The sequence below is a fragment of the Shewanella sp. Isolate13 genome (genome assembly GCF_022398325.1).
Lineage (GTDB): Bacteria > Pseudomonadota > Gammaproteobacteria > Enterobacterales > Shewanellaceae > Shewanella.
Genome location: NZ_JAKEVD010000004.1, coordinates 145,780 through 164,620, shown reverse-complemented (window position 1 = coordinate 164,620; position 18,841 = coordinate 145,780). Strand labels below are relative to the sequence as shown.

Here is an 18,841-nt window from a genome sequence, read left to right as displayed (position 1 = left end):
TCTTGTGGGTAATTAGCAGAGTACTGTGTTGAATTTACATTGATACGCAGTTGCCGCTAAATACATACTTTTTGTGAACAAATGTGGCGTTTATTGACGTTGATTTGTTAATTTGTCGGTTAAGGTAATAGAATAGTATTTTTTACGGCGAATAGAAGCATTTATCTATGGATACTTTCTCAGCGGCAGTCATGTTGTTTCTCATTATGGATCCACTCGGTAATTTGCCTATATTTGCCTCTATATTGCGCCATATTGAGCCGAAGAAGCGCCGTCGTGTGCTGATCCGTGAGCTGATGTTTGCCTTAGTGATCATGATGTTGTTTCTGTTTGCGGGAGAGGCGATCCTTAACTTCCTTAACTTACGCACCGAGTCGGTGAGTATTGCCGGCGGTATTATTCTGTTCTTAATTGCGATTCGGATGATTTTTCCGCAGCCCGGTGGTGTGGTTGGTCTCGCTGCGGGTGAAGAGCCATTTATCGTGCCGATGGCCATTCCCTTGATGGCTGGACCTTCGGTGTTGGCGGCGCTTATTTTACTAGCTCACACCGATAATGATCGCATGTTTGATTGGACAATAGCGCTAGTCTCGGCATGGGGGGCAAGCGCGGTGATCTTACTCTTCTATAAGGTCTTTACTAAGGTGTTGGGTGAGAAGGGGTTAACCGCCGTTGAGCGTTTGATGGGCATGGTACTGGTAATGATCTCGGTACAGATGTTCCTCGATGGGGTTGCCAACTATATCAGTCACACAGGGCTATAGGCATGTAGATTAAAGCGCATCTTGAGGTGAGCTTCGAGTGACATCTGGCTAGCTGTTTGCGACGATAACTAGCCTTGATGGCTTTTTTTAAAGCGTGAGCTAAAGTTAAACTCACTTGCAGAACAAATTTTAGACTGCAATACTTGGGATATAATATTCAAAAATAACAATAACTCATGCTAACTTGTCTTCTATTGTGTGCCGCTAGCTTTTCTTCGCTCGATTCTACCGATTATCAGAACCTACTGCCTTACCAAGGTACACCTACTTCGATGGAGCAGCGTGATAGTAAGGGCAATCTTACTATTGGCTCAGTGTATACCGATCTGGGGGCTTGGCATGGCTTCCACCTGCCTGATAATGCGGATTATTATGGCAGCTTTACTGGCCCATTGTTTATCGCACAAGAATACAGCTTGCACTTGAGCGACAGTCTACAACGCTTGCAGTTGATCGATGTGGATAGCGATGAATTTGTCGCATTAGAGAGTGCGAGTCGCATCGAGATTTATAGCAGACCCGATGCCTTGGTGCAGACGTTTACTTGGTCCGATTTTCAGCTTAACTTGACCCTGAGTTATAGTGATAACCGTACGGCGGTGATTCATACAGAGCTGGTTAACCTCTCCCCGAAAGCACAAACCTGGCAGCTGGTTTGGCACGGCACACCCTTTAACTCACATCCTTCGTTGCTGGATTACAGCCTTATTAAGCAAGCTGAAGTGACAGCTAACCACATCAGTTGGCAACTCAAACCGATAATGGACACTTGGCGAATTCAGCTGGCCGATGCCGAGTATGAGCTGTGGTTCGATACCGATATGAAGATTATCCTCAATGAGCAATCGGGTTATCGTGCCTTTGCCGAGCCCGTGACTCTGGTGGGTGGGCAGCAACATACCTTGGTATCGGCGCAGCGATACTTTCATACCCAGGCCGAGCGCGGCGCGCATCAGGCACCAGACTGGGACAAGATAGGGGTTCAGCTCACCGATAATCGTGCTAAGTGGCAAGCTAGATTAGATAGAGCGATAGTGGGAGGCGATAAAAGTGCTCGCCAACTCGCCGTTAAGAGCATGATGACTCTGCTGCACAATTGGCGAAGTCCGGCAGGTGCGCTGCAACATGATGCGATTACGCCTTCGATCACCTACAAGTGGTTTAACGGTGTCTGGGCCTGGGATACTTGGAAGCAAGCGGTTGCCTTGGCTCGGTTCGATCCAGAATTAGCCAAGTCGAATGTGCTGGCGATGTTCGATTATCAATTTACAAGCCAAGATCCGGTGAGACCACAAGATGCTGGTAACCTTCCTGATGCGATTTTCTACAATAAGAATACCGATCGAGGCGGAGAAGGCGGGAACTGGAATGAACGCAACGGCAAGCCCCCGTTGGCAGCTTGGGCGGTATGGCAGATCTATCTACAGGATAAAGATGCTGCCTTTCTTCAGGCCATGTATCCCAAATTGGTCGACTACCACCTGTGGTGGTATCGCAACCGTGACAACAATGATAATGGCTTGGCTGAATATGGTGCCAACCTTCACCCTATGCACCTCAATCAAGATGGCTCGGTTAATCTTGAGGCGGTGATCGAGGCGGCAGCGTGGGAATCGGGTATGGATAATGCGCCTAGATTCGATGTGGATAGCGGCCTAGATGTGTGGCAAAACCGCCAAGGGGGGCAACTCGTTGGTTATTCGGTCTCCCAAGAATCGGTCGATCTTAATGCTTATCTCTATGCAGAGAAACGCTTCCTACAGCAGATGGCCGAAGTGCTAGCAGATGCAAGTGCCGAGCAGAAATGGGATGTGGAGGCCACTCGGCTCGCTAAGCAGATCCAGATGCAGATGTATGATCCTGAGTCGGGATTTTTCTATGATATTCGCTATACCTCAACTGGGAGTGAGTTGATGCTCAAGCAGGGCAAAGGCGTTGAGGGCTGGATCCCGCTTTGGGCGGGGGCGGCGAGTGAGGCTCAAGCCAAAATCATCGTAGAGCGCCACCTAAATGCTGGGCAATTTGGCACCTTAATTCCGTTTCCCACTGTGAGCGCCGATAGCCCGAATTTTGCTGCTGCTAAGTATTGGCGAGGCCCAGTGTGGTTAGATCAGGCCTTATTCGGCCTGCAAGGCGTCGAGCGATACGGTTATCACGATGAAGCTCGGCACTTGGCACTGCAACTGGTGACCGAGGGAGAGGGGATTCTTGGTCAGAGTCCAATCCGTGAGAATTATAATCCGTTAACCGGAGAGGGGTTGCATTGCACCAACTTTAGCTGGTCAGCCTCTGTGTTAATGCTTATATATCAGTCATGGCTAGCCGATATGAATGATAATCAATCATAGCTATTTGACTGTTAACTATATAAAAATCAGTTGATATGTCTATAAACTTAAAAAGAGCCACCTAAATATATTAATTTGACTGTTAATGTATTGCTGTTGTTGTTATTGTTTTGTATTCAGCAGTGTTGGGTGGCCTATGAAAGTTTCTCTCCTAGTTTTTAGTTTTCTTAGCTTTGTGTTTGTCTCGGCGTGCAATAGCCGATCTCAAGAAATTGAGCAGCAGTCTATTATCACCGATACTCACAATGATGTTCCTCGTAAGCATCTCCTATGTAGTTCAACTCCCCCTATTCAAGATACGACTAAGCTTAAGGCTAGCCTCAAAGAGCGAGGACTCATTACCGAGCAGATGACTGAAGCCGAAGCTGAGCAAGTTGTTATTGAGTATATCCGTCAGCGTCAGAAGGCGTTCCAAGAGTGTAAGAAAGGAGGTCAGTAGTATGACGAAACGATTAACAACAACGCTTTGTGCAGCTTTTGCTGCTGCGATAATCTTTCTCCCTTCACTCTCCTTAGCAGCTCCGATGACTGCTGGTACCACCGCCGATGCCAATATTATCAATAAAGAGCAGGTCTTATATTGGCTCATTAAACGCGGTGAACTTTCGGATAATGCAACCGATTTTGAAAAAGAGCAGGCGATAGCCGAATTTACTAAGAGAGCTTACGGCGCTAAAAAGCTGCCATTAATTCAGGCGCAGCAGCAAAGAAAACAGTTGTTGCAAGTGAGAAAACGCACTCAATCGATGAGTGATGTGACGCCACTGGTGAAGAGTTTTACTAATAAGACTGTAAAAGTACTTACGGTACTTATCGACTTCCCCGATCTCCCCTATAACGACAACGGCTTAAGCAGTAGCGACACTCAGATGTTCTACAACGATTATTCGGTTGAACACTATCGCTCACTGCTGTTTTCTGAAGTCGGTTATGACGGGCCGCAAGGTCAAACCCTGATGACAGGGTATCAATATTATCAAGCCGAATCCGGTGGCAGCTTCTTCTTTACCGGTGATGTAAAAGGCTGGTATCGAGCCGCGAATAACGCAGCTGTTTATGGTGGCAATGATCCCGATGACTATGATAACGATAGAGGGGTTTCTGATCTGGTTAAGGAGGCGATCACAGCGGCGGTTGCCGACATGAGTGAAGCCGAGTTAGCCAGTTACGATATTGAAGATCCTTTCGACTTAAACAATAACGGCGTAACAAATGAAGCCGATGGCATTATTGATCATGTGATGATCTTCCATTCGAGTATCGGCGAAGAAGCGGGGGGCGGCATGTTAGGCGCTGACGCTATCTGGTCCCATCGTTCTTTCGTCGATGGTGGCATTTACACGCTACCGGGCACCGAGGTTAAGCTTTCTGGCTATACGATTCAGCCTATCGATGCCGCACTGGGTGTGTGTGTGCATGAATTTGGTCATGATCTGGGGCTACCGGATGAGTACGATACTACCCAGTTAGGTAAAGGTTCTCCGGTTGGGTTTTGGTCGGTTATGGCAGGAGGGAGCTGGGCGGGGTCGTTGGCAGGCTCACTGCCGACTGGTTTCAGCCCTTATGCCCGCTCCTACTTGCAGACTATCTATGGCGGAAACTGGGTGACAGAGCAGAGTGTACAGCTCGATACGCTCTCCTCCTCTGGGCTCGATATTGATCTTGCTGAGGCGGTCAACCATGAGCAGGTCAACCAAATTTCTATTCCTATTCCGGCTATTGAGGTCGACTTTAAGGAGCCCTATAGCGGTGCGTATCAGTATTACTCAGATCAAGGTGACATGATCAACCATGCCATGTCATTTGATGTTGATCTGCCCGCTGCAACACCGCTGAGCTTAACCATGCGAGCACACTGGAATATTGAGCAAGATTACGATTATGCTCAGGTGATGGTAGATGGTATTGCGATTGCTGGGCATTACACTAAGGCGAGTAACTCGATTAATAATGAGCGTAACATTATTACGGGTAAGTCTAGCGACTTGGCTGGCGCTGAAGGCGCAGATGCTTGGGTGAATCTTCTATTTGATTTAAGCCCTTACGCAGGACGAAATGTTCAGATCTCGATACGTTATGTGACGGATCAAGCTGTGGGTGATTATGGCATTGTGGTCGATGACATCGTGATTTTGCTCGACAATACCGACACGGTCTTTTTCGATGGTGCAGAGCAAGAGGCCAATGTTGAATATGCAGGGTTTGTTCGGGTAACGAATAAGCGTCCCGGTAAAGATCGCCGCTATCTGGTGCAGTTAAGAAGTCAGCAAGGGGTCGACAAGGGACTCGAGTCTCGCTCCTACGATCCTGGTGTCGTACTCTGGTTTGAAAACTTGGAATACAGCAACAATGAAGTCAATAGCCATCCGGGCTATAGCTTAATCGGTGTGGTGGATGCTGATCAAAACTTAATCGCGACTAATGATTCCAGCGTGCAGGTAAGAGACGCCGCTTTCAGTCTCTTTAACCAGTCGAGTTACTTTAATGACAATCATTTAAGCTCGGTCAAACTGTTTGATGATGCAAATGATTACAGCGCCCCCCTGCAACCTGAGTCGGGGATGATTTTGCCTGAATTAGGCTTAACCATGGAGGTGATGAGTCAGTCGAGTGATAGTAGTAGTGCTAGGGTGCAGTTTAGGTATAGCGGCCAGACACCTCCCGAGTCTGGTACATTGAATGCAACGATCAGTTATAGCCAGCAGGGACGAGAAGTAAACTTTTCGGCAGATGCGAGTGGAGGGGATGGTAATTACAGCTATGCTTGGGATTTTGGTACTCAAGATGGACTGAGCACAGAAGCTGCTCCAAGCTACACTTATGTCAGTGGTGGTAATTACTTAGTGTCGCTCACGATAACCGACGGTAATGGAGAGAGCTTTACCAATAGCGTCAACCTGGTGATAGGCGAGGCTATTGTGGCCGATTTCACTCAAAGCATAACTAATCTGCAGGTTAGATTTATCAATCAGTCGAGCGGCGGAGATGGGGAGCTTAGCTATCAATGGGAATTTGGTGACGGCAATAGTAGCTCGGCAGCTGCTCCAACGCATACCTACGCCAGTGCAGGCAGTTACAGCGTGACTCTAACGGTTACCGATGCCGCAGGAGAGCAAGTACAAAAGACTACCACAGTCAGCGTAAAAGAGGCTGTGGTCAGCGGCGGAGGCTCATCGAGTGGCGGTAGCCTAGGTTGGGGAGCTCTGCTGATGTTGGGCGTGTTGGGTTTGGCTCGCCGCAAAGCTTAACTGATATTTAATCTTTAAAAACGCCCTAGGATGGGCGTTTTTTATGGCTAGTACGCTAATAACCTAAGAGAACGGGCTCTGTTGTGGTCAATTATAACTTAGCAATAGCCTGTTGAGCGGCAGGTAGAAAGACTTCGCTTACGATCAACTGTTCGCTCTCATATTGGAAGTAGCGGCGGCGTCCCCACAACTCTTGGCTCACATCTTGTTGCAGTGACTCCGCGAGTTTGGCGATCTTGCTACAGGCTGCGAAATGCGCCACTTCGATTCGCCCCGGAGTAAACTCGTCTTGAGAGTAGAGCAGCTCGCCTAAGGGTCTAACGCCTAAGCCAAGGAATTCTTGTTGTTTCTTTTCTAGCAGGCGTCCGGGAATTAAGGTTCTAGCGAACACCCATGGGGTGCCATCGAGTATGAGTAACACCTCTCGAACCCAGATGTTTTCACTGCCGAGTGCCTCCTCTTCTGGAGGGGCGAGGCTATCCTCTCCGAGCACTTTGACTTCAAAATTAATGCATTGTTTCTTAAGCTTTTTTGTTAGGCTACAAGTGCTTAGCAGCCAATCCTTAAAAGGTGGCGTAGGTAAGTTGGTGGTTTGTTCAGGTGAAAGCCATTGGATTGATTCACCATAAGGGAAGCTTAACCTAGTCATAGTCGTCTAATTCTCGGTACAATACAGCAAACCGAAGCAGTCTAGCACGCCCTAGCCGTTGCAGATAGATATTGTCAGACTTGGCTGTAGCTGATGGCGTTAACGTACATGGAATGAGAGCGCATCTCATCGAATATCGACTAAGGAGTAAGTTAAAAGATGAATAAACTAATAGCCGTATTGCTTATTACGCTCTGCAGTAGCTTTAATGCATTTTCTGCCGATAGTAAGCCACTCGAAGAATACGCTTATTATGGCTTTGAGCCTGAGATCGTCACTAACTATATCTCCAATAGAAAGAAACTGGGTTACGTTAGGCTTAGCGTCGAGTTGATGGTTAAAAAGCCTGAGCAATTAGTTAGCTTAGAGAGACACGATCCTTTGCTTAGGGCGGCAATTGTCGAGATCTTAGGTAACCAGACAGAAGATAAGGTGAAATCTTTGACTGGCAAAGAGGAGATCCGTCGTCAGTGCTATGAAAAAGTTAATCAGCTTCTGGAGCAAGAGACGGGTGAGCCGCTGGTGGTAAACCTACTTTTCACTAAATATTTATATGACTAATTGCAGAGCCAAATACCGCAGGTGCTTGCATTTTTTCTCTGGTGCCAACGGTATGAAAAATGATTAAAAGTAATAAGGGTAGGGTAAAACCCCAAAAGTCACAGGCTGTTAAGGTAAAGGCTGCTGGCAAGAGCAAGACTCAAAACTCTGCTCAAGCTAAGAGTCAGCTTAGTAAGTCTTTGCACCCGCGTAACCTCCATAACACTGGCTATGATTTTCCAGCCTTGGTGGCTGCATATCCTAGATTGAAGACTTTTGTTAAGCTAAACCCCTATGGCAACTTATCGATAGACTTTGCCGACCCACTCGCAGTCAAAATGCTAAATGCAGCGCTGTTAAAGCTGCATTATGGCGTTGATAAGTGGGATATCCCAGAGGGCTTTCTATGTCCACCCATTCCGGGGAGAGCCGATTATATCCACTATGTGGCGGATCTACTCGCGGTTAAGAAAACCAGTAAGAAGCGAGTGCCTAAAGGGCCTAGGGTTCGAGTGTTAGATATTGGTACCGGAGCGAATGTTATCTATCCGCTGCTAGGTATACAGTCCTATGGCTGGGACTTTGTTGGCAGTGATGTCGACCCATTGTCCATTGCCAATGCTCAGCAGATTTTTGCCAGTAACCCGGTCATTGCTGAGAGGTTCAAATCTCGACTACAAACTAACGCTAACCATGTATTTCATGGGGTGATTGAGCCAAATGAGCGTTTCGACCTGACCCTTTGTAACCCGCCATTTCATGCATCAATGGCTGAAGCGAGTGAGGGCACTGCGCGTAAGCTTAAAAACTTAGCTGCGAATCGGGCAAAGTCATCTCAGGTAAAGCCTTCTGTGAAGATGAAACCTTCGGCAAGTATAGAGTCTGCCTTGGTTAAAACCGATAGCACTCTCAATTTCGGTGGTCAGAAAGCCGAGTTATGGTGTGAGGGGGGCGAGCAGCAATTTCTGCGAACCATGATCAGTGAGAGTCATGATTTTGCTAGCCAGTGTTTGTGGTTTACCACCCTTGTCTCTAAAAAAGACAACCTTAAACCGGCCAAGGCCTTGTTGGCCAAGCTAAAGGCTGAAGAGGTGGAAGAGATAGAGATGCATCAGGGCAATAAAATTACTCGAGTGCTAGCTTGGAGCTTCTTGACGTCAGAGCAGCGGGCACTTTGGGTACAGTATCGGGATGCGCAATAGTGACCGAGTCACTTGTGCCATTCAAAGTCTCATAAAATAACGACTGTTGTAATTTCAAAAGTTTACAAACTTATCCTAGACTAAAACTATGCTGCCATTAATGGATAGTTGGACGCCCCAGTGAACTTTAAACTCGAAAATCTACTCGTTGAGCTAGAACTTTATCTGCAAAAACCAGAGGTGCGGGCCTGTCGCGCTGAGCTTGAGCGTCTTATCGACGATGACTTTCTGGAGTTTGCAGCGAGTGGCTGCAGCTTTGGTAAGCCGGAGGTGTTGGCAAGGCTGCCAGATGAACGACAGCCACAAATTGAAACCAGCCAGTTTGCAGTGCGAGAGTTATCGGAAGAGGTGTGTCAGGTTACCTATCGCGCCAAGCTAAAAAAAGCTGATGACAATGTCACCAGCTTTTCTATTCGTAGTTCCATTTGGCGCAAACACGGTGAGGCATGGCAAATTGTGTTTCACCAAGGCACTCAATGTAAGCCCTTCTAGTGTGACGGGCTGTTATTGACCGTTCCAGAGCAACTTACCGCAATCTGTTAAATCGTAACCACCTAGGGTTGCAGCAAGCTGCTGGGTTTGTGGTTCGGCAAGCAGGTTAAACAGCCTTTGTAGTTGACGTCTAAAGTAGATCCCCTGTGGCATCACGAAGTCAAAAGACTCAGTTACCAAAGGTACGAAACTCAAGCCACTTTCAAGTGCGACAGACTGACAGCCAAAACCGATATCGGCATTGTTACGGGCAATATAGCCAGCGAGTTCGCGCTCGCTTTGGGCAACAATGCTTGAATTAAGCTCTTCGAAAGCGGCACCTTGCTTCATTAGCCACTGCTCAAGGTGTTGCTGACTCCCTGCTCCCGCCTGTCGAGCCACCCAGCGCCAAGATTGTTGCGACACTTTGTCCAACTCTTGGCAACGGTGATGCATCTCTGGCCGCATCATTAGACCCTGTTTACGGGTATAACCATGAACCATGACCCATTGTTGATGGTTAGCATAACCTTGCAATAGCGCCGGATGACGGACGCTGCGCTCCTCGACGCTGCCCCAATGTAGCGTACAGACATCGGCGTAGCCACGAGACAATAAGTCTAAGCCGAGGCGTGAGCCGGTGGAGCTGTAACTGATAAGTTCACTCTTACCGACCTGAGACATCATTCTTGCTACAAGCATGGACAGTAGAGGATCATCACTACCTGTGATATGCATACGGTCTGATAGCATGCCACTGTGGCAAGAATCCATCACCCATCTGTCGATCAAGATCTTTGGAAACAGCCATTTACCCGTAATTTTAGTTGCGGGAAGAATACGATCATTGGCCATTGAGTAGACTTTCTTCTCATTGAGATCTAGGTACTCTGATACCTGTTTGGCACTCATATAGATCAGTTCAGTCGGCTCAGTCATTATTATTCCTTGTGGAGCTTACAATACTTGTAGTTAGGTTTTTTTTAGGAAAGTGCATCAAATTCAACATTTTCTGCGCCGTTGTAGATTAAGAAGTGACGGCCTTTTGCGCGGGCGATCATGGTTATTCCGAGCTTTTGTGCAAGCTCTAGTCCCATCTGAGTAGCGCCACTACGTGATAACACGACAGGGATCCCCATCTTAGCAACTTTTATCACCATCTCGGAGGTTAGTCGGCCCGTGGTGTAGAACAATTTATTGTTGCCATTGTCTTGGTTGAGCCACATTTCACCGGCTAAGGTATCAACGGCGTTGTGGCGTCCCACATCTTCAACAAAACCCACTATTTGGTCGTCTTGGCATAGTCCGCAACCATGTACTGCACCAGCATTCTTGTAGGTTTCGTTATAGGCACTGATGTTCTTTAGTAAGCTGTAGATCATGCTTTGCTTTAACTGTGGCGTAGGTAGAGCAATATCATCGAGTCCAGTCATAAAGTCGCCGTAAACCGTGCCTTGACCACAACCTGTGGTGACGGTTTTCTCTGACAACTTCTCTTCTAAGTTTTCAACTTTTTCGCTAGTTAGGATAGCGGCTGAATTCACATCCCAGTCAACGATAACAGATTCTAACTTGCTGATATCAGAGATAAAGCCTTGGTTTTTTAGGTATCCAAGTGATAATGCTTCGGCGCGTGCACCTAGCGTCATTAAGGTCACGATAGGTTGCCAGTTCAGGTAAACCGTTAATGGTCGCTCGCAAGCGATAAATTTATCGACCGTCTCACCATTTTCGTTGGTTGCAGTTACGGCAATCGTAAGTGGCACATTGGTATCGGTTTTAATCAACTTAGGATTGCTTTTATATGCAGTCATATGGCTCATCATCTGTTAAAAGGAAATTAATGCGCTTACTACTAAGCAATATCCATACCTAATTTTAGGGTGGTGAAATTTAGTGGTAGATCACATTTCCAATGGGTGAGTCGTCCATTTATGTCCTATCGTCAATTGCTATTTAGACAAAATGTCCTAGTCTTTGCTGGGAATAGTTGATCTAGTTCAAACTATTTTGTCGATAATGTGTGGCACATAAATTGCTTTGTTCTGGGGGAGAATTTATTTAGTGGGCCTGCCATATTGGCAGCCACCTCAGGCAAGACGGAGAGTGAATGCAACATACCGAAAGCCAATGGCCAATGTACGTTTCCCTTAAGAAGATAGAGAAACAAGTCGGAAGATGGACCTCTGTACAGTGGGAGGTCGACCAGATGCTTCCTGCCACCCACGCCGCACCTGAGGGTGCCTACCTAGTGTTACTGGAGTTACATAAAGATGAGCGTGGCAGCTACCGTATCAATATCGATATGGATAACGCCATGCTGTACATCGTCTGTGATGAAACGGAAGAGGGTGAGTGGAAGCCAGTTGCTATTTCTGCTGATCAAAATGTCGCAGCAGGTTGTTTAGAAGCCGACACCCCCGTATTGAACATCCCTATGCCTAAGGCGATCGCCTGTTGGATCGAGGCCTTTATCACCCGCCACGGTGAAGTTGAAATCTGTGCTCATCGCCGCAAACACGTTAACCGTCGTAAGAATGAAGGTCCTAGCACCGATCATGTGGCGGATAGATTATGAGTGGCTTCTTATCCCGTTGGAATTTGCGCAAGCAAAAGGTAGAAGCTGAGGGCGAAGCTAATGTCGCGGCCGAAGAGGCTGCGCAGAAACAAGCACAAGAGCAAGCCCTAGCAGCACAAGAGCAAGCAGAGGCCGAGTTAGCCTCCCAGACAGAATCCACCCCAGTTGCTGATGAATCTGGCGTGGAAAAACCGGCTGACAAGATGTTAACTGCCGAGGATCTGCCTGACCCCGAAAAGATTGAAGTTGGCGGCAGTTTTGCCAGCTTTATGGGGGCTAACGTTGATCCAGCGGCGAAGGCTGCGGCATTAAAGGCGTTATGGAAGCAACCTCATTACAGTGAGATCGATGGCTTACTTGAGTATGCGCTCGATTACAGTAACCAACCTAAGTTAACTCCCGATGTATCGGCTGAGTTAGCTAAAAAAGTTTTCCGTCATATCGTTAAAGATGAAGACGATGAAAAGGAAGCACAAGAGGGAGTCGAGGCTGTATCAGATGAGATGATTGCCGCTGAGAATTCCGATCAAAACGAACGCCTTAATGATGCTGATTCTGTGTCGGACATTTTGGACGGCCATAAAAATGACTTGTCCCAAAATGAACCAGAAAGCAGCGACGTTTCCAATAAGAACGTTGTTTAACGTCACTATAGAGTGTTTTTAATTCCACAAATTTGGTATGTGAATTGCTGTATTAGGAGTAATTAAAAGCTGGCGCTAATAAAAAGCGGTTAAAAACAGCGACACTAATACAGAAGCAGCCAAAGAACTGTTCAGGAACGCAATGTGAGCAATAGTGAAACACAGGTTGGACTCAAAGAGGTTCGACAGAAGGTCCTTGCTGGGACTCAGGTGATTCAAAACCTGATCCCGCCGACCGTTAGCTACACCACCGAAGGTAACGTTCTCGTTATCGGGCCAGAAGATTTGGCACGTTTAGCGGCTGATAAGTTATCTAGCATGGGGCAGTGTGCCATTTTGGCCAATGAGCCTATCACTAGCCAAGACGAAGCCCACTTGGAAAAAGTAATGACTGCCGCAGAAAATGTGGAAAGTTATTATAACAAACTTATTGAAATCAAAGGTTTCTTAGGTCAATTCCAAGTTAAGGTGGAGCATGACAGTGGCAGTGCTGAACTAAGTACGGTTGCTATTCGCAAAGCCCACTTCGACTTAATTCTCGATCTAAGCATGAGCCCTTGCATCAATCTTGAAATGCTACCGCCTGGTTATTTCTACGTGGGTCAAGATCAAGCTAAGTTGGATGAAGCATTAGAGCAACTTCCATCGCTTGTTGGTGAGTTTGATAAGCCACGTTATGTCAAGGTCAATAGCGATATCTGTGCCCATAACCGTAATGGTAATGAGGGCTGCACCCGCTGTTTAAATTTCTGTCCAGCGGATGCGATTGCGAGTGTAGAGAAAAAGATCGAAATCGACCCTTACCTATGTCACGGTGCTGGTAGCTGTACTAACGCATGCCCAACTGGTGCGATTAGCTATGATCTGCCGACTCCGCAAGCCATGCACACTTACCTGCAAAAGCTAGTCACTAGTTTCCGCTCTCAGGCGCAAACTGCACCGGTTATTCTTTTCCATGATATGGGTAAAGGTGCACAGTTGGTGACTGATGCGTTAGCCGGTGAGATTATTCCTATTGAGCTGGAAGAGATCACCGTTGCGAGCATGGATCACTGGATGTCTGCATTGGCATGGGGTGCTCGTCAGGTATTGATCCTGCAAACAGATGCCACTGCGCCAACATTGACGCAGATGTTGCAGGGTGAACTGGCATTAGCCAACGATATTCTCGATGAAATGGGCCAGCCACAGCGTATTAGTGTTATCACTGAAGCGCACTTAACAGAAGTTGGTGCTAAGGACCTTTCTGAGCTGCTTATTACCAGTGCTAGCTGGCCAGTCATCGTTCCTGCTGAATTTGCGGCAACGACCAAGCGTGAAACGATTTACAACGCAATCGATCACCTAAATGAGCAGGCTGCATCGGTCGATACTTGTCTTTCTCAAAGTAATATTCCATATGGCCGAGTGAGCGTTAACACCGAGAACTGTACCTTGTGTATGTCTTGTGTGTCGACCTGTCCAACGATGGCATTGACCGATGGTGGCGATCTACCAGCTCTCAATTTTGTTGAGCAAGACTGTGTACAGTGTGGGCTATGTGAAACTGCCTGTCCTGAGAAAGTCATCAGCTTAACGCCTCAGGTGAATCTTGATAAAGCTGCACGTCAGACGCGTCAAACCCTGCATGAGGAAGCTCCTTTCGAATGTATTACTTGTGGCACGCCATTCGCGACACAATCTATGGTGAAGCGGATGTTAGATGTCGTGGGTACCCACAGTGCCTTTAGCGCTAACACAGACCGCTTAAAAATGTGTGGTGACTGTCGAGTCAAAGACATGTTTGAAGACATTCTTCAAGATCCTGAAAAGCAACTGCGATAAGAGTTTAACTATGACCGAATTTGTAAGAGAAGTTTCAGAAAACGATCAGTTAAGAGCCGATATTTATCAGTTGCTAGCTGCATTATTGCGTCGTCAACCAAGCCCTGAGCTGCTTGCGTTCTTGTCAGGCTTAGAGATTGATGCCGATGATGACAGCGACATGACTAAAGCTTGGGTGGGTCTAAAGTTGGCCGCTCAGCAGTTTAGTGATGAACAGCTTGAAGATGAGTATTTCAACATTTTCCTTGGTGTGGGCAGTGGTGAAATCTTGCCATACGGCAGTTGGTTCATGACAGGTTCATTGATGGACAAGCCATTAGCCTTGTTACGTAACGATCTGATGCAGCTTGGTTTTGAGCGTGAAGAGGACGTTAAAGAGCCAGAAGATCACGTGGCTGCGCTGTGTGAAGTGATGGGAACCTTGATCCTAGAAGCGCCAGGCTATCGTCAGCTTGCTTTCTATCAGCGCCACATGGGCAGCTGGATTGAGCGTTTCTGCGATAACTTAGCTAAGGCGCCAAGTGCTGCGTTTTATGCAACCGTTGCTCAGCTAGCTAAGGCATTTTTCGTTATCGAAGCAAAAGAGTTTGAACAATTAAGTTTAGACATTCCTGTTAACTGCCCAGGCAGTGAAGCAGAAAAGTCGGAAAAGATTGAGCCTTCTACCAATGAGTTAGCGTCTTAATCGCTATCGGTAGAGGTTTAGATTTATGTCAGTTCAGCGTTTGTTGTTAATCGATAGGCCTGAGCTGACATAGACAAAACAGGGATTCTTTTGAACAAGGATCCAATAAGAACTGGATAGAGAGTTGAACTGTAACTTCCTATCTTAATTTCAGTAAATCTAAGGAGACACTATGAAGAAGCAAGCTTCCGACATGGGCCGTCGTCAACTGCTTAAAGCATTGGCTATCGGCGGTGCGGCTGGCGCAGTTGCAACTGCCAGTGGACAAGCTCTTGCCGCACAACCTGAACTCGCACCTGTTGCGAAAAAAGGCAGCGGTTACCAAGAGTCTGACCATGTTCGTAGTTATTACGACACATTGCGCAGCAAATAATTAAAGGAGAGTGTGATGCGATTAACCCGCAAAATAGACCAAGCTGTCAAAAGTAATAAGGCAGTATTAGGTCTAAACCGTCGCCAATTCCTCAAGTCCGCGAGCCTCGCGACAGGCGGTATTGCAGCGGCATCTATGCTTGGCGCAGGTATGATGCGCAAAGCCGAAGCTAAAGATATTCCCCACGACACCCCCACCGAAACTAAACGTACCATCTGTTCTCATTGCTCTGTAGGCTGCGGTGTTTATGCCGAAGTTCAAAACGGTGTATGGACAGGCCAAGAACCTGCATTCGATCACCCATTTAACGCGGGTGGACACTGTGCAAAAGGTGCGGCTCTACGTGAGCATGGACACGGTGAAAAGCGTCTTAAGTATCCAATGAAGTTAGAAGGCGGCAAGTGGAAGCGTCTTTCATGGGATCAAGCGATTGAAGAAGTTGGCCAAAAAGCACTAGATATTCGTAAAGAATCGGGTCCTGACTCGATATTCTTCATGGGTAGTGCGAAGTTCTCTAACGAACAAGCTTATATGTACCGCAAATTTGCGGCAATGTGGGGCACGAACAACGTCGACCACTCTGCACGTATTTGTCACTCTACCACTGTAGCCGGTGTTGCAAACACTTGGGGCTATGGTGCGCAAACCAACTCTTTCAACGATATTCGCAATGCTAAGGCGATGATGTTCATCGGCTCAAACCCTTGTGAAGCTCACCCAGTTTCGATGCAACATATTCTGGAAGGTAAAGAGCGCGGCGCGAAGATTATCGTTGTCGACCCTCGTTTCACCCGAACTGCAGCTAAGTCTGACGAGTTCGTGCATATTCGTCCAGGTACGGATATTCCTTTCATTTATGGTCTGCTTTGGCACATTTTTGAGAATGGCTGGGAAGATCAAACCTTCATCGATCAACGTGTTTACGGTATGGAACGTATCCGTGAAGAGGTGAAGAAATACCCTCCTGCTGAAGTTGCCAACGTAGTTGGCGCAACTGAAGAGCAAATGTACCGTGTCGCTAAGCTACTGGCTGAAACTAAGCCAGGTACAATTGTTTGGTGTATGGGTGGTACTCAGCACCACGTAGGTAATGCCAACACACGTGCTTACTGTATCTTGCAGCTAGCCCTAGGTAATATGGGGGTATCGGGTGGTGGTACTAACATCTTCCGTGGCCACGATAACGTACAGGGCGCGACTGACTTCGGTCTACTGTTCGATACGCTACCGGGTTATTACGGTCTGAAGACCGGCTCTTGGAAGCATTGGTGTAACGTTTGGGACTTGGATTACGAGTGGGTTAAGAGCCGCTTCGACCAAGAGCCACGTTTAGGTCAAGATCCTATGACCTCTACCGGTATCCCATGTTCACGTTGGCATGATGGTGTACTGGAAGACAAGTCTAAGATTGCTCAGAAAGATAACATCCATATGGCATTCTTCTGGGGCCAGTCGGTTAACACCGAAACCCGTGGTCGTGAAGTGCGTGAAGCATTGAACAAGATGAAGACGGTTGTTGTTGTGGATCCGTTCCCAACAATGGCGGGTGTGATGCATGAGCGTACCGATGGCGTTTACCTGCTACCAGCATGTACTCAGTTTGAAACTTACGGATCTGTATCGGCTTCAAACCGTTCACTTCAGTGGCGTACTAAGGTTATTGAACCACTCTTCGAATCTAAGCCTGACCATGTGATCATGTACAAGCTTGCCAAGAAGTGGGGCATCGATAAAGAGTTCTTCAAGCATATTAAAGTTAATGGTGATGAGCCATTGATTGAAGATATCACTCGTGAATACAACCGTGGTATGTGGACTATTGGTTACACAGGTCAAAGCCCTGAGCGTTTGAAGATGCACCAAGAAAACTGGGGCACATTCGATATTAAATCGCTTGAAGCACCAGGTGGCCCAGCTAAAGGTGAGACATATGGTCTACCTTGGCCATGTTGGGGTACGCCAGAGATGAAGCATCCTGGTACTCAGATCCTTTATCGTACAGGTCGTGAAGTTAAGTACGGTGGTGGTAACTTCCGTGCCCGTTATGGTGTTGAGCATAACGGCGTTAACATTTTGGCTGAAGGCTCTTACTCTAAGGGCAGTGAAATCAAAGACGGTTATCCAGAGTTTACCGACAAGATGCTGAAGCAGCTTGGCTGGTGGGACGACCTTACAGCAGAAGAGAAAGCGGCTGCTGAAGGTAAAAACTGGAAGACAGATATCTCTGGTGGTATTCAGCGTGTGGCTATTGCACATGGTTGTATCCCATACGGTAACGCGAAAGCGCGTTGTATCGTTTGGAACTTCCCTGATGATATCCCACTGCACCGTGAGCCACTATACACACCTCGTCGTGACTTGGTTGCTAAGTACCCAACTTACGAAGACCGTATGGTTGCCCGTCTACCGACCCTGTATAAGACAATTCAGGAGCAGGATTTCAGTAAAGGTTTCCCATTAATCATTACGACTGGCCGTTTGGTTGAGTACGAAGGTGGTGGTGAAGAAACACGTTCTAACCCATGGCTTGCTGAACTACAGCAAGAGATGTTTATCGAGATCAACCCAGCAGATGCTGCCGATCGCGGTATTCGTGATGGTGACGACGTATTCGTTCATAGTCCAGAAGGTGCGAAAATCACCGTTAAGGCTATGGTCATTCCACGAGTTGTACCAGGCGAATGTTTCATGCCATATCACTTCGCGGGTGTATTCGAAGGCAAGAGCCTAGAGAAGAACTACCCAGAAGGCACGGTTCCTTACGTAATTGGCGAAGCTGCTAATACGGTAATGACCTATGGTTATGATGTTGTGACTCAGATGCAAGAGACGAAAGTGAGCTTGTGTCAGGTCAGCAAAGCCTAATTAACTTGATGAGGAGATAAGCCATTATGGCAGTCATGAAATTCCTATGTGACACCAAGCGCTGCATCGAGTGTAACGGTTGCGTCACGGCATGTAAAAACGAAAACGCCTCAGCCATTGGCTGGGGGATCCAGCGCCGTCGCGTGGTTACACTAAATGATGGTGAGCCGGGTGAAGCGTCAATCTCAGTGGCATGTATGCACTGTACAGATGCACCTTGTATGGCAGTTTGTCCTGCAGACTGTTTCTACCGTACTGAAGACGGCATCGTCTTACACAACAAAGAAACCTGTATCGGTTGTGGTTACTGCTTCTATGCTTGTCCTTTCGGAGCGCCTCAGTTCCCTAAGAAGACAGCATTTGGTAGTCGCGGTAAGATGGACAAGTGTACTTTCTGTGCTGGTGGTCCAGAGCCTGATTTCTCTGAAGCAGAGCGTAAGTTATACGGTGCAAACCGTATTGCTGAAGGCAAGTTACCTATGTGTGCAGAGCTTTGTGCGACTAAGGCGTTATTAGCAGGTGATGCTGAAGTTGTTTCAAACATCTTCCGTGAACGCTCTGCCGCACGAGGTGCTCCTGGAGCTATCTGGGGCTACACCCCAACAACTGGCTAGTCTGGCTGAATAGGACTGTGGGTTTCGACCCGCAGT

The 18,841-nt window shown here is 47.3% G+C and carries 17 protein-coding genes; 14 read left to right on the top strand and 3 right to left on the bottom strand.

Annotated features, from left to right (window positions below):
• The first annotated feature begins 167 nt into the window (after positions 1-167).
• From L1D44_RS04265 to L1D44_RS04250, 4 genes are all read left to right on the top strand, one after another.
• On the top strand, positions 168-764 hold the full coding sequence (locus L1D44_RS04265; RefSeq protein WP_220768918.1) for a YhgN family NAAT transporter: 597 nt from the start codon (positions 168-170) through the stop codon (positions 762-764).
• A 176-nt stretch (positions 765-940) separates the two neighbouring features.
• Positions 941-3,112 carry a trehalase family glycosidase gene (locus L1D44_RS04260; protein ID WP_239888957.1) on the top strand — a complete coding sequence of 724 codons (2,172 nt, stop codon included), beginning with the start codon at positions 941-943 and terminating at the stop codon, positions 3,110-3,112.
• 136 nt (positions 3,113-3,248) lie between these two features.
• Positions 3,249-3,551 (top strand): hypothetical protein, encoded by a 303-nt coding sequence (locus L1D44_RS04255; RefSeq protein ID WP_239888956.1) that lies wholly within the window; start codon positions 3,249-3,251, stop codon positions 3,549-3,551.
• 1 nt (position 3,552) lies between these two features.
• Positions 3,553-6,360 carry an immune inhibitor A domain-containing protein gene (locus tag L1D44_RS04250; protein ID WP_239888955.1) on the top strand — a complete coding sequence of 936 codons (2,808 nt, stop codon included), beginning with the start codon at positions 3,553-3,555 and terminating at the stop codon, positions 6,358-6,360.
• A gap of 91 nt (positions 6,361-6,451) precedes the next feature.
• On the opposite strand, the gene L1D44_RS04245 is transcribed toward L1D44_RS04250, so the two are convergent.
• Positions 6,452-7,009, bottom strand: a complete 558-nt coding sequence (locus L1D44_RS04245; RefSeq protein ID WP_239888954.1) for a chorismate lyase — start codon at positions 7,007-7,009, stop codon at positions 6,452-6,454.
• A 159-nt stretch (positions 7,010-7,168) separates the two neighbouring features.
• On the opposite strand from L1D44_RS04245, the gene L1D44_RS04240 reads away from it, so the two are divergent.
• From L1D44_RS04240 to L1D44_RS04230, 3 genes are all read left to right on the top strand, one after another.
• Positions 7,169-7,570 carry a flagellar basal body-associated protein FliL gene (locus L1D44_RS04240; RefSeq protein WP_239888953.1) on the top strand — a complete coding sequence of 134 codons (402 nt, stop codon included), beginning with the start codon at positions 7,169-7,171 and terminating at the stop codon, positions 7,568-7,570.
• Positions 7,571-7,629: 59 nt separating this feature from the next.
• On the top strand, positions 7,630-8,751 hold the full coding sequence (rlmF, locus tag L1D44_RS04235) for a 23S rRNA (adenine(1618)-N(6))-methyltransferase RlmF (RefSeq protein WP_239888952.1): 1,122 nt from the start codon (positions 7,630-7,632) through the stop codon (positions 8,749-8,751).
• Positions 8,752-8,871: 120 nt separating this feature from the next.
• Positions 8,872-9,243: a DUF4440 domain-containing protein gene (locus L1D44_RS04230; RefSeq protein WP_239888951.1), complete on the top strand. Its 372-nt coding sequence runs from the start codon at positions 8,872-8,874 to the stop codon at positions 9,241-9,243.
• A 12-nt stretch (positions 9,244-9,255) separates the two neighbouring features.
• Here L1D44_RS04230 and L1D44_RS04225 read toward each other — a convergent pair whose 3' ends face one another.
• Together L1D44_RS04225 and L1D44_RS04220 are read right to left on the bottom strand one after the other, a co-directional pair.
• On the bottom strand, positions 9,256-10,161 hold the full coding sequence (locus L1D44_RS04225; protein ID WP_202723717.1) for a helix-turn-helix transcriptional regulator: 906 nt from the start codon (positions 10,159-10,161) through the stop codon (positions 9,256-9,258).
• A 44-nt stretch (positions 10,162-10,205) separates the two neighbouring features.
• On the bottom strand, positions 10,206-11,036 hold the full coding sequence (locus tag L1D44_RS04220; RefSeq protein WP_239888950.1) for a formate dehydrogenase accessory sulfurtransferase FdhD: 831 nt from the start codon (positions 11,034-11,036) through the stop codon (positions 10,206-10,208).
• Between the two features lie 296 nt (positions 11,037-11,332).
• Here L1D44_RS04220 and L1D44_RS04215 point away from each other — a divergent pair, with 296 nt between their 5' ends.
• From L1D44_RS04215 to fdh3B, 7 genes are all read left to right on the top strand, one after another.
• Positions 11,333-11,800, top strand: a complete 468-nt coding sequence (locus L1D44_RS04215; protein WP_220768927.1) for a DUF3305 domain-containing protein — start codon at positions 11,333-11,335, stop codon at positions 11,798-11,800.
• Complete coding sequence (locus L1D44_RS04210) at positions 11,797-12,444, top strand: DUF3306 domain-containing protein (protein ID WP_239888949.1); 648 nt, start codon at positions 11,797-11,799, stop codon at positions 12,442-12,444. Before L1D44_RS04215 ends, L1D44_RS04210 begins: the two co-directional genes overlap by 4 nt.
• 144 nt (positions 12,445-12,588) lie before the next feature.
• Complete coding sequence (locus tag L1D44_RS04205) at positions 12,589-14,268, top strand: 4Fe-4S binding protein (protein ID WP_239888948.1); 1,680 nt, start codon at positions 12,589-12,591, stop codon at positions 14,266-14,268.
• Between the two features lie 10 nt (positions 14,269-14,278).
• On the top strand, positions 14,279-14,953 hold the full coding sequence (locus tag L1D44_RS04200; protein ID WP_220768930.1) for a molecular chaperone TorD family protein: 675 nt from the start codon (positions 14,279-14,281) through the stop codon (positions 14,951-14,953).
• A 172-nt stretch (positions 14,954-15,125) separates the two neighbouring features.
• Positions 15,126-15,326 carry a twin-arginine translocation signal domain-containing protein gene (locus L1D44_RS04195; protein WP_239888947.1) on the top strand — a complete coding sequence of 67 codons (201 nt, stop codon included), beginning with the start codon at positions 15,126-15,128 and terminating at the stop codon, positions 15,324-15,326.
• A 15-nt stretch (positions 15,327-15,341) separates the two neighbouring features.
• The gene (locus tag L1D44_RS04190) at positions 15,342-18,191 is read left to right on the top strand and encodes a formate dehydrogenase subunit alpha (protein ID WP_239888946.1); all 2,850 of its coding nucleotides are present in this window, start codon (positions 15,342-15,344) and stop codon (positions 18,189-18,191) included.
• A gap of 26 nt (positions 18,192-18,217) precedes the next feature.
• Positions 18,218-18,805 carry a formate dehydrogenase FDH3 subunit beta gene (gene fdh3B / locus L1D44_RS04185; RefSeq protein WP_220768932.1) on the top strand — a complete coding sequence of 196 codons (588 nt, stop codon included), beginning with the start codon at positions 18,218-18,220 and terminating at the stop codon, positions 18,803-18,805.
• Positions 18,806-18,841: the final 36 nt, after the last annotated feature.

Excerpts from the sequence above, each read along its gene's own strand:
- L1D44_RS04245 (WP_239888954.1), bottom strand. The coding sequence starts at position 7,009 with ATGACTAGGTTAAGCTTCCCTTATGGTGAATCAATCCAATGGCTTTCA.
- L1D44_RS04260 (WP_239888957.1), top strand. The coding sequence starts at position 941 with ATGCTAACTTGTCTTCTATTGTGTGCCGCTAGCTTTTCTTCGCTCGAT.
- L1D44_RS04240 (WP_239888953.1), top strand. The coding sequence starts at position 7,169 with ATGAATAAACTAATAGCCGTATTGCTTATTACGCTCTGCAGTAGCTTT.
- L1D44_RS04200 (WP_220768930.1), top strand. The coding sequence starts at position 14,279 with ATGACCGAATTTGTAAGAGAAGTTTCAGAAAACGATCAGTTAAGAGCC.
- L1D44_RS04220 (WP_239888950.1), bottom strand. The coding sequence starts at position 11,036 with ATGACTGCATATAAAAGCAATCCTAAGTTGATTAAAACCGATACCAAT.
- L1D44_RS04210 (WP_239888949.1), top strand. The coding sequence starts at position 11,797 with ATGAGTGGCTTCTTATCCCGTTGGAATTTGCGCAAGCAAAAGGTAGAA.
- rlmF (WP_239888952.1), top strand. The coding sequence starts at position 7,630 with ATGATTAAAAGTAATAAGGGTAGGGTAAAACCCCAAAAGTCACAGGCT.
- fdh3B (WP_220768932.1), top strand. The coding sequence starts at position 18,218 with ATGGCAGTCATGAAATTCCTATGTGACACCAAGCGCTGCATCGAGTGT.
- L1D44_RS04255 (WP_239888956.1), top strand. The coding sequence starts at position 3,249 with ATGAAAGTTTCTCTCCTAGTTTTTAGTTTTCTTAGCTTTGTGTTTGTC.
- L1D44_RS04195 (WP_239888947.1), top strand. The coding sequence starts at position 15,126 with ATGAAGAAGCAAGCTTCCGACATGGGCCGTCGTCAACTGCTTAAAGCA.
- L1D44_RS04265 (WP_220768918.1), top strand. The coding sequence starts at position 168 with ATGGATACTTTCTCAGCGGCAGTCATGTTGTTTCTCATTATGGATCCA.
- L1D44_RS04215 (WP_220768927.1), top strand. The coding sequence starts at position 11,333 with ATGCAACATACCGAAAGCCAATGGCCAATGTACGTTTCCCTTAAGAAG.
- L1D44_RS04190 (WP_239888946.1), top strand. The coding sequence starts at position 15,342 with ATGCGATTAACCCGCAAAATAGACCAAGCTGTCAAAAGTAATAAGGCA.
- L1D44_RS04225 (WP_202723717.1), bottom strand. The coding sequence starts at position 10,161 with ATGACTGAGCCGACTGAACTGATCTATATGAGTGCCAAACAGGTATCA.
- L1D44_RS04250 (WP_239888955.1), top strand. The coding sequence starts at position 3,553 with ATGACGAAACGATTAACAACAACGCTTTGTGCAGCTTTTGCTGCTGCG.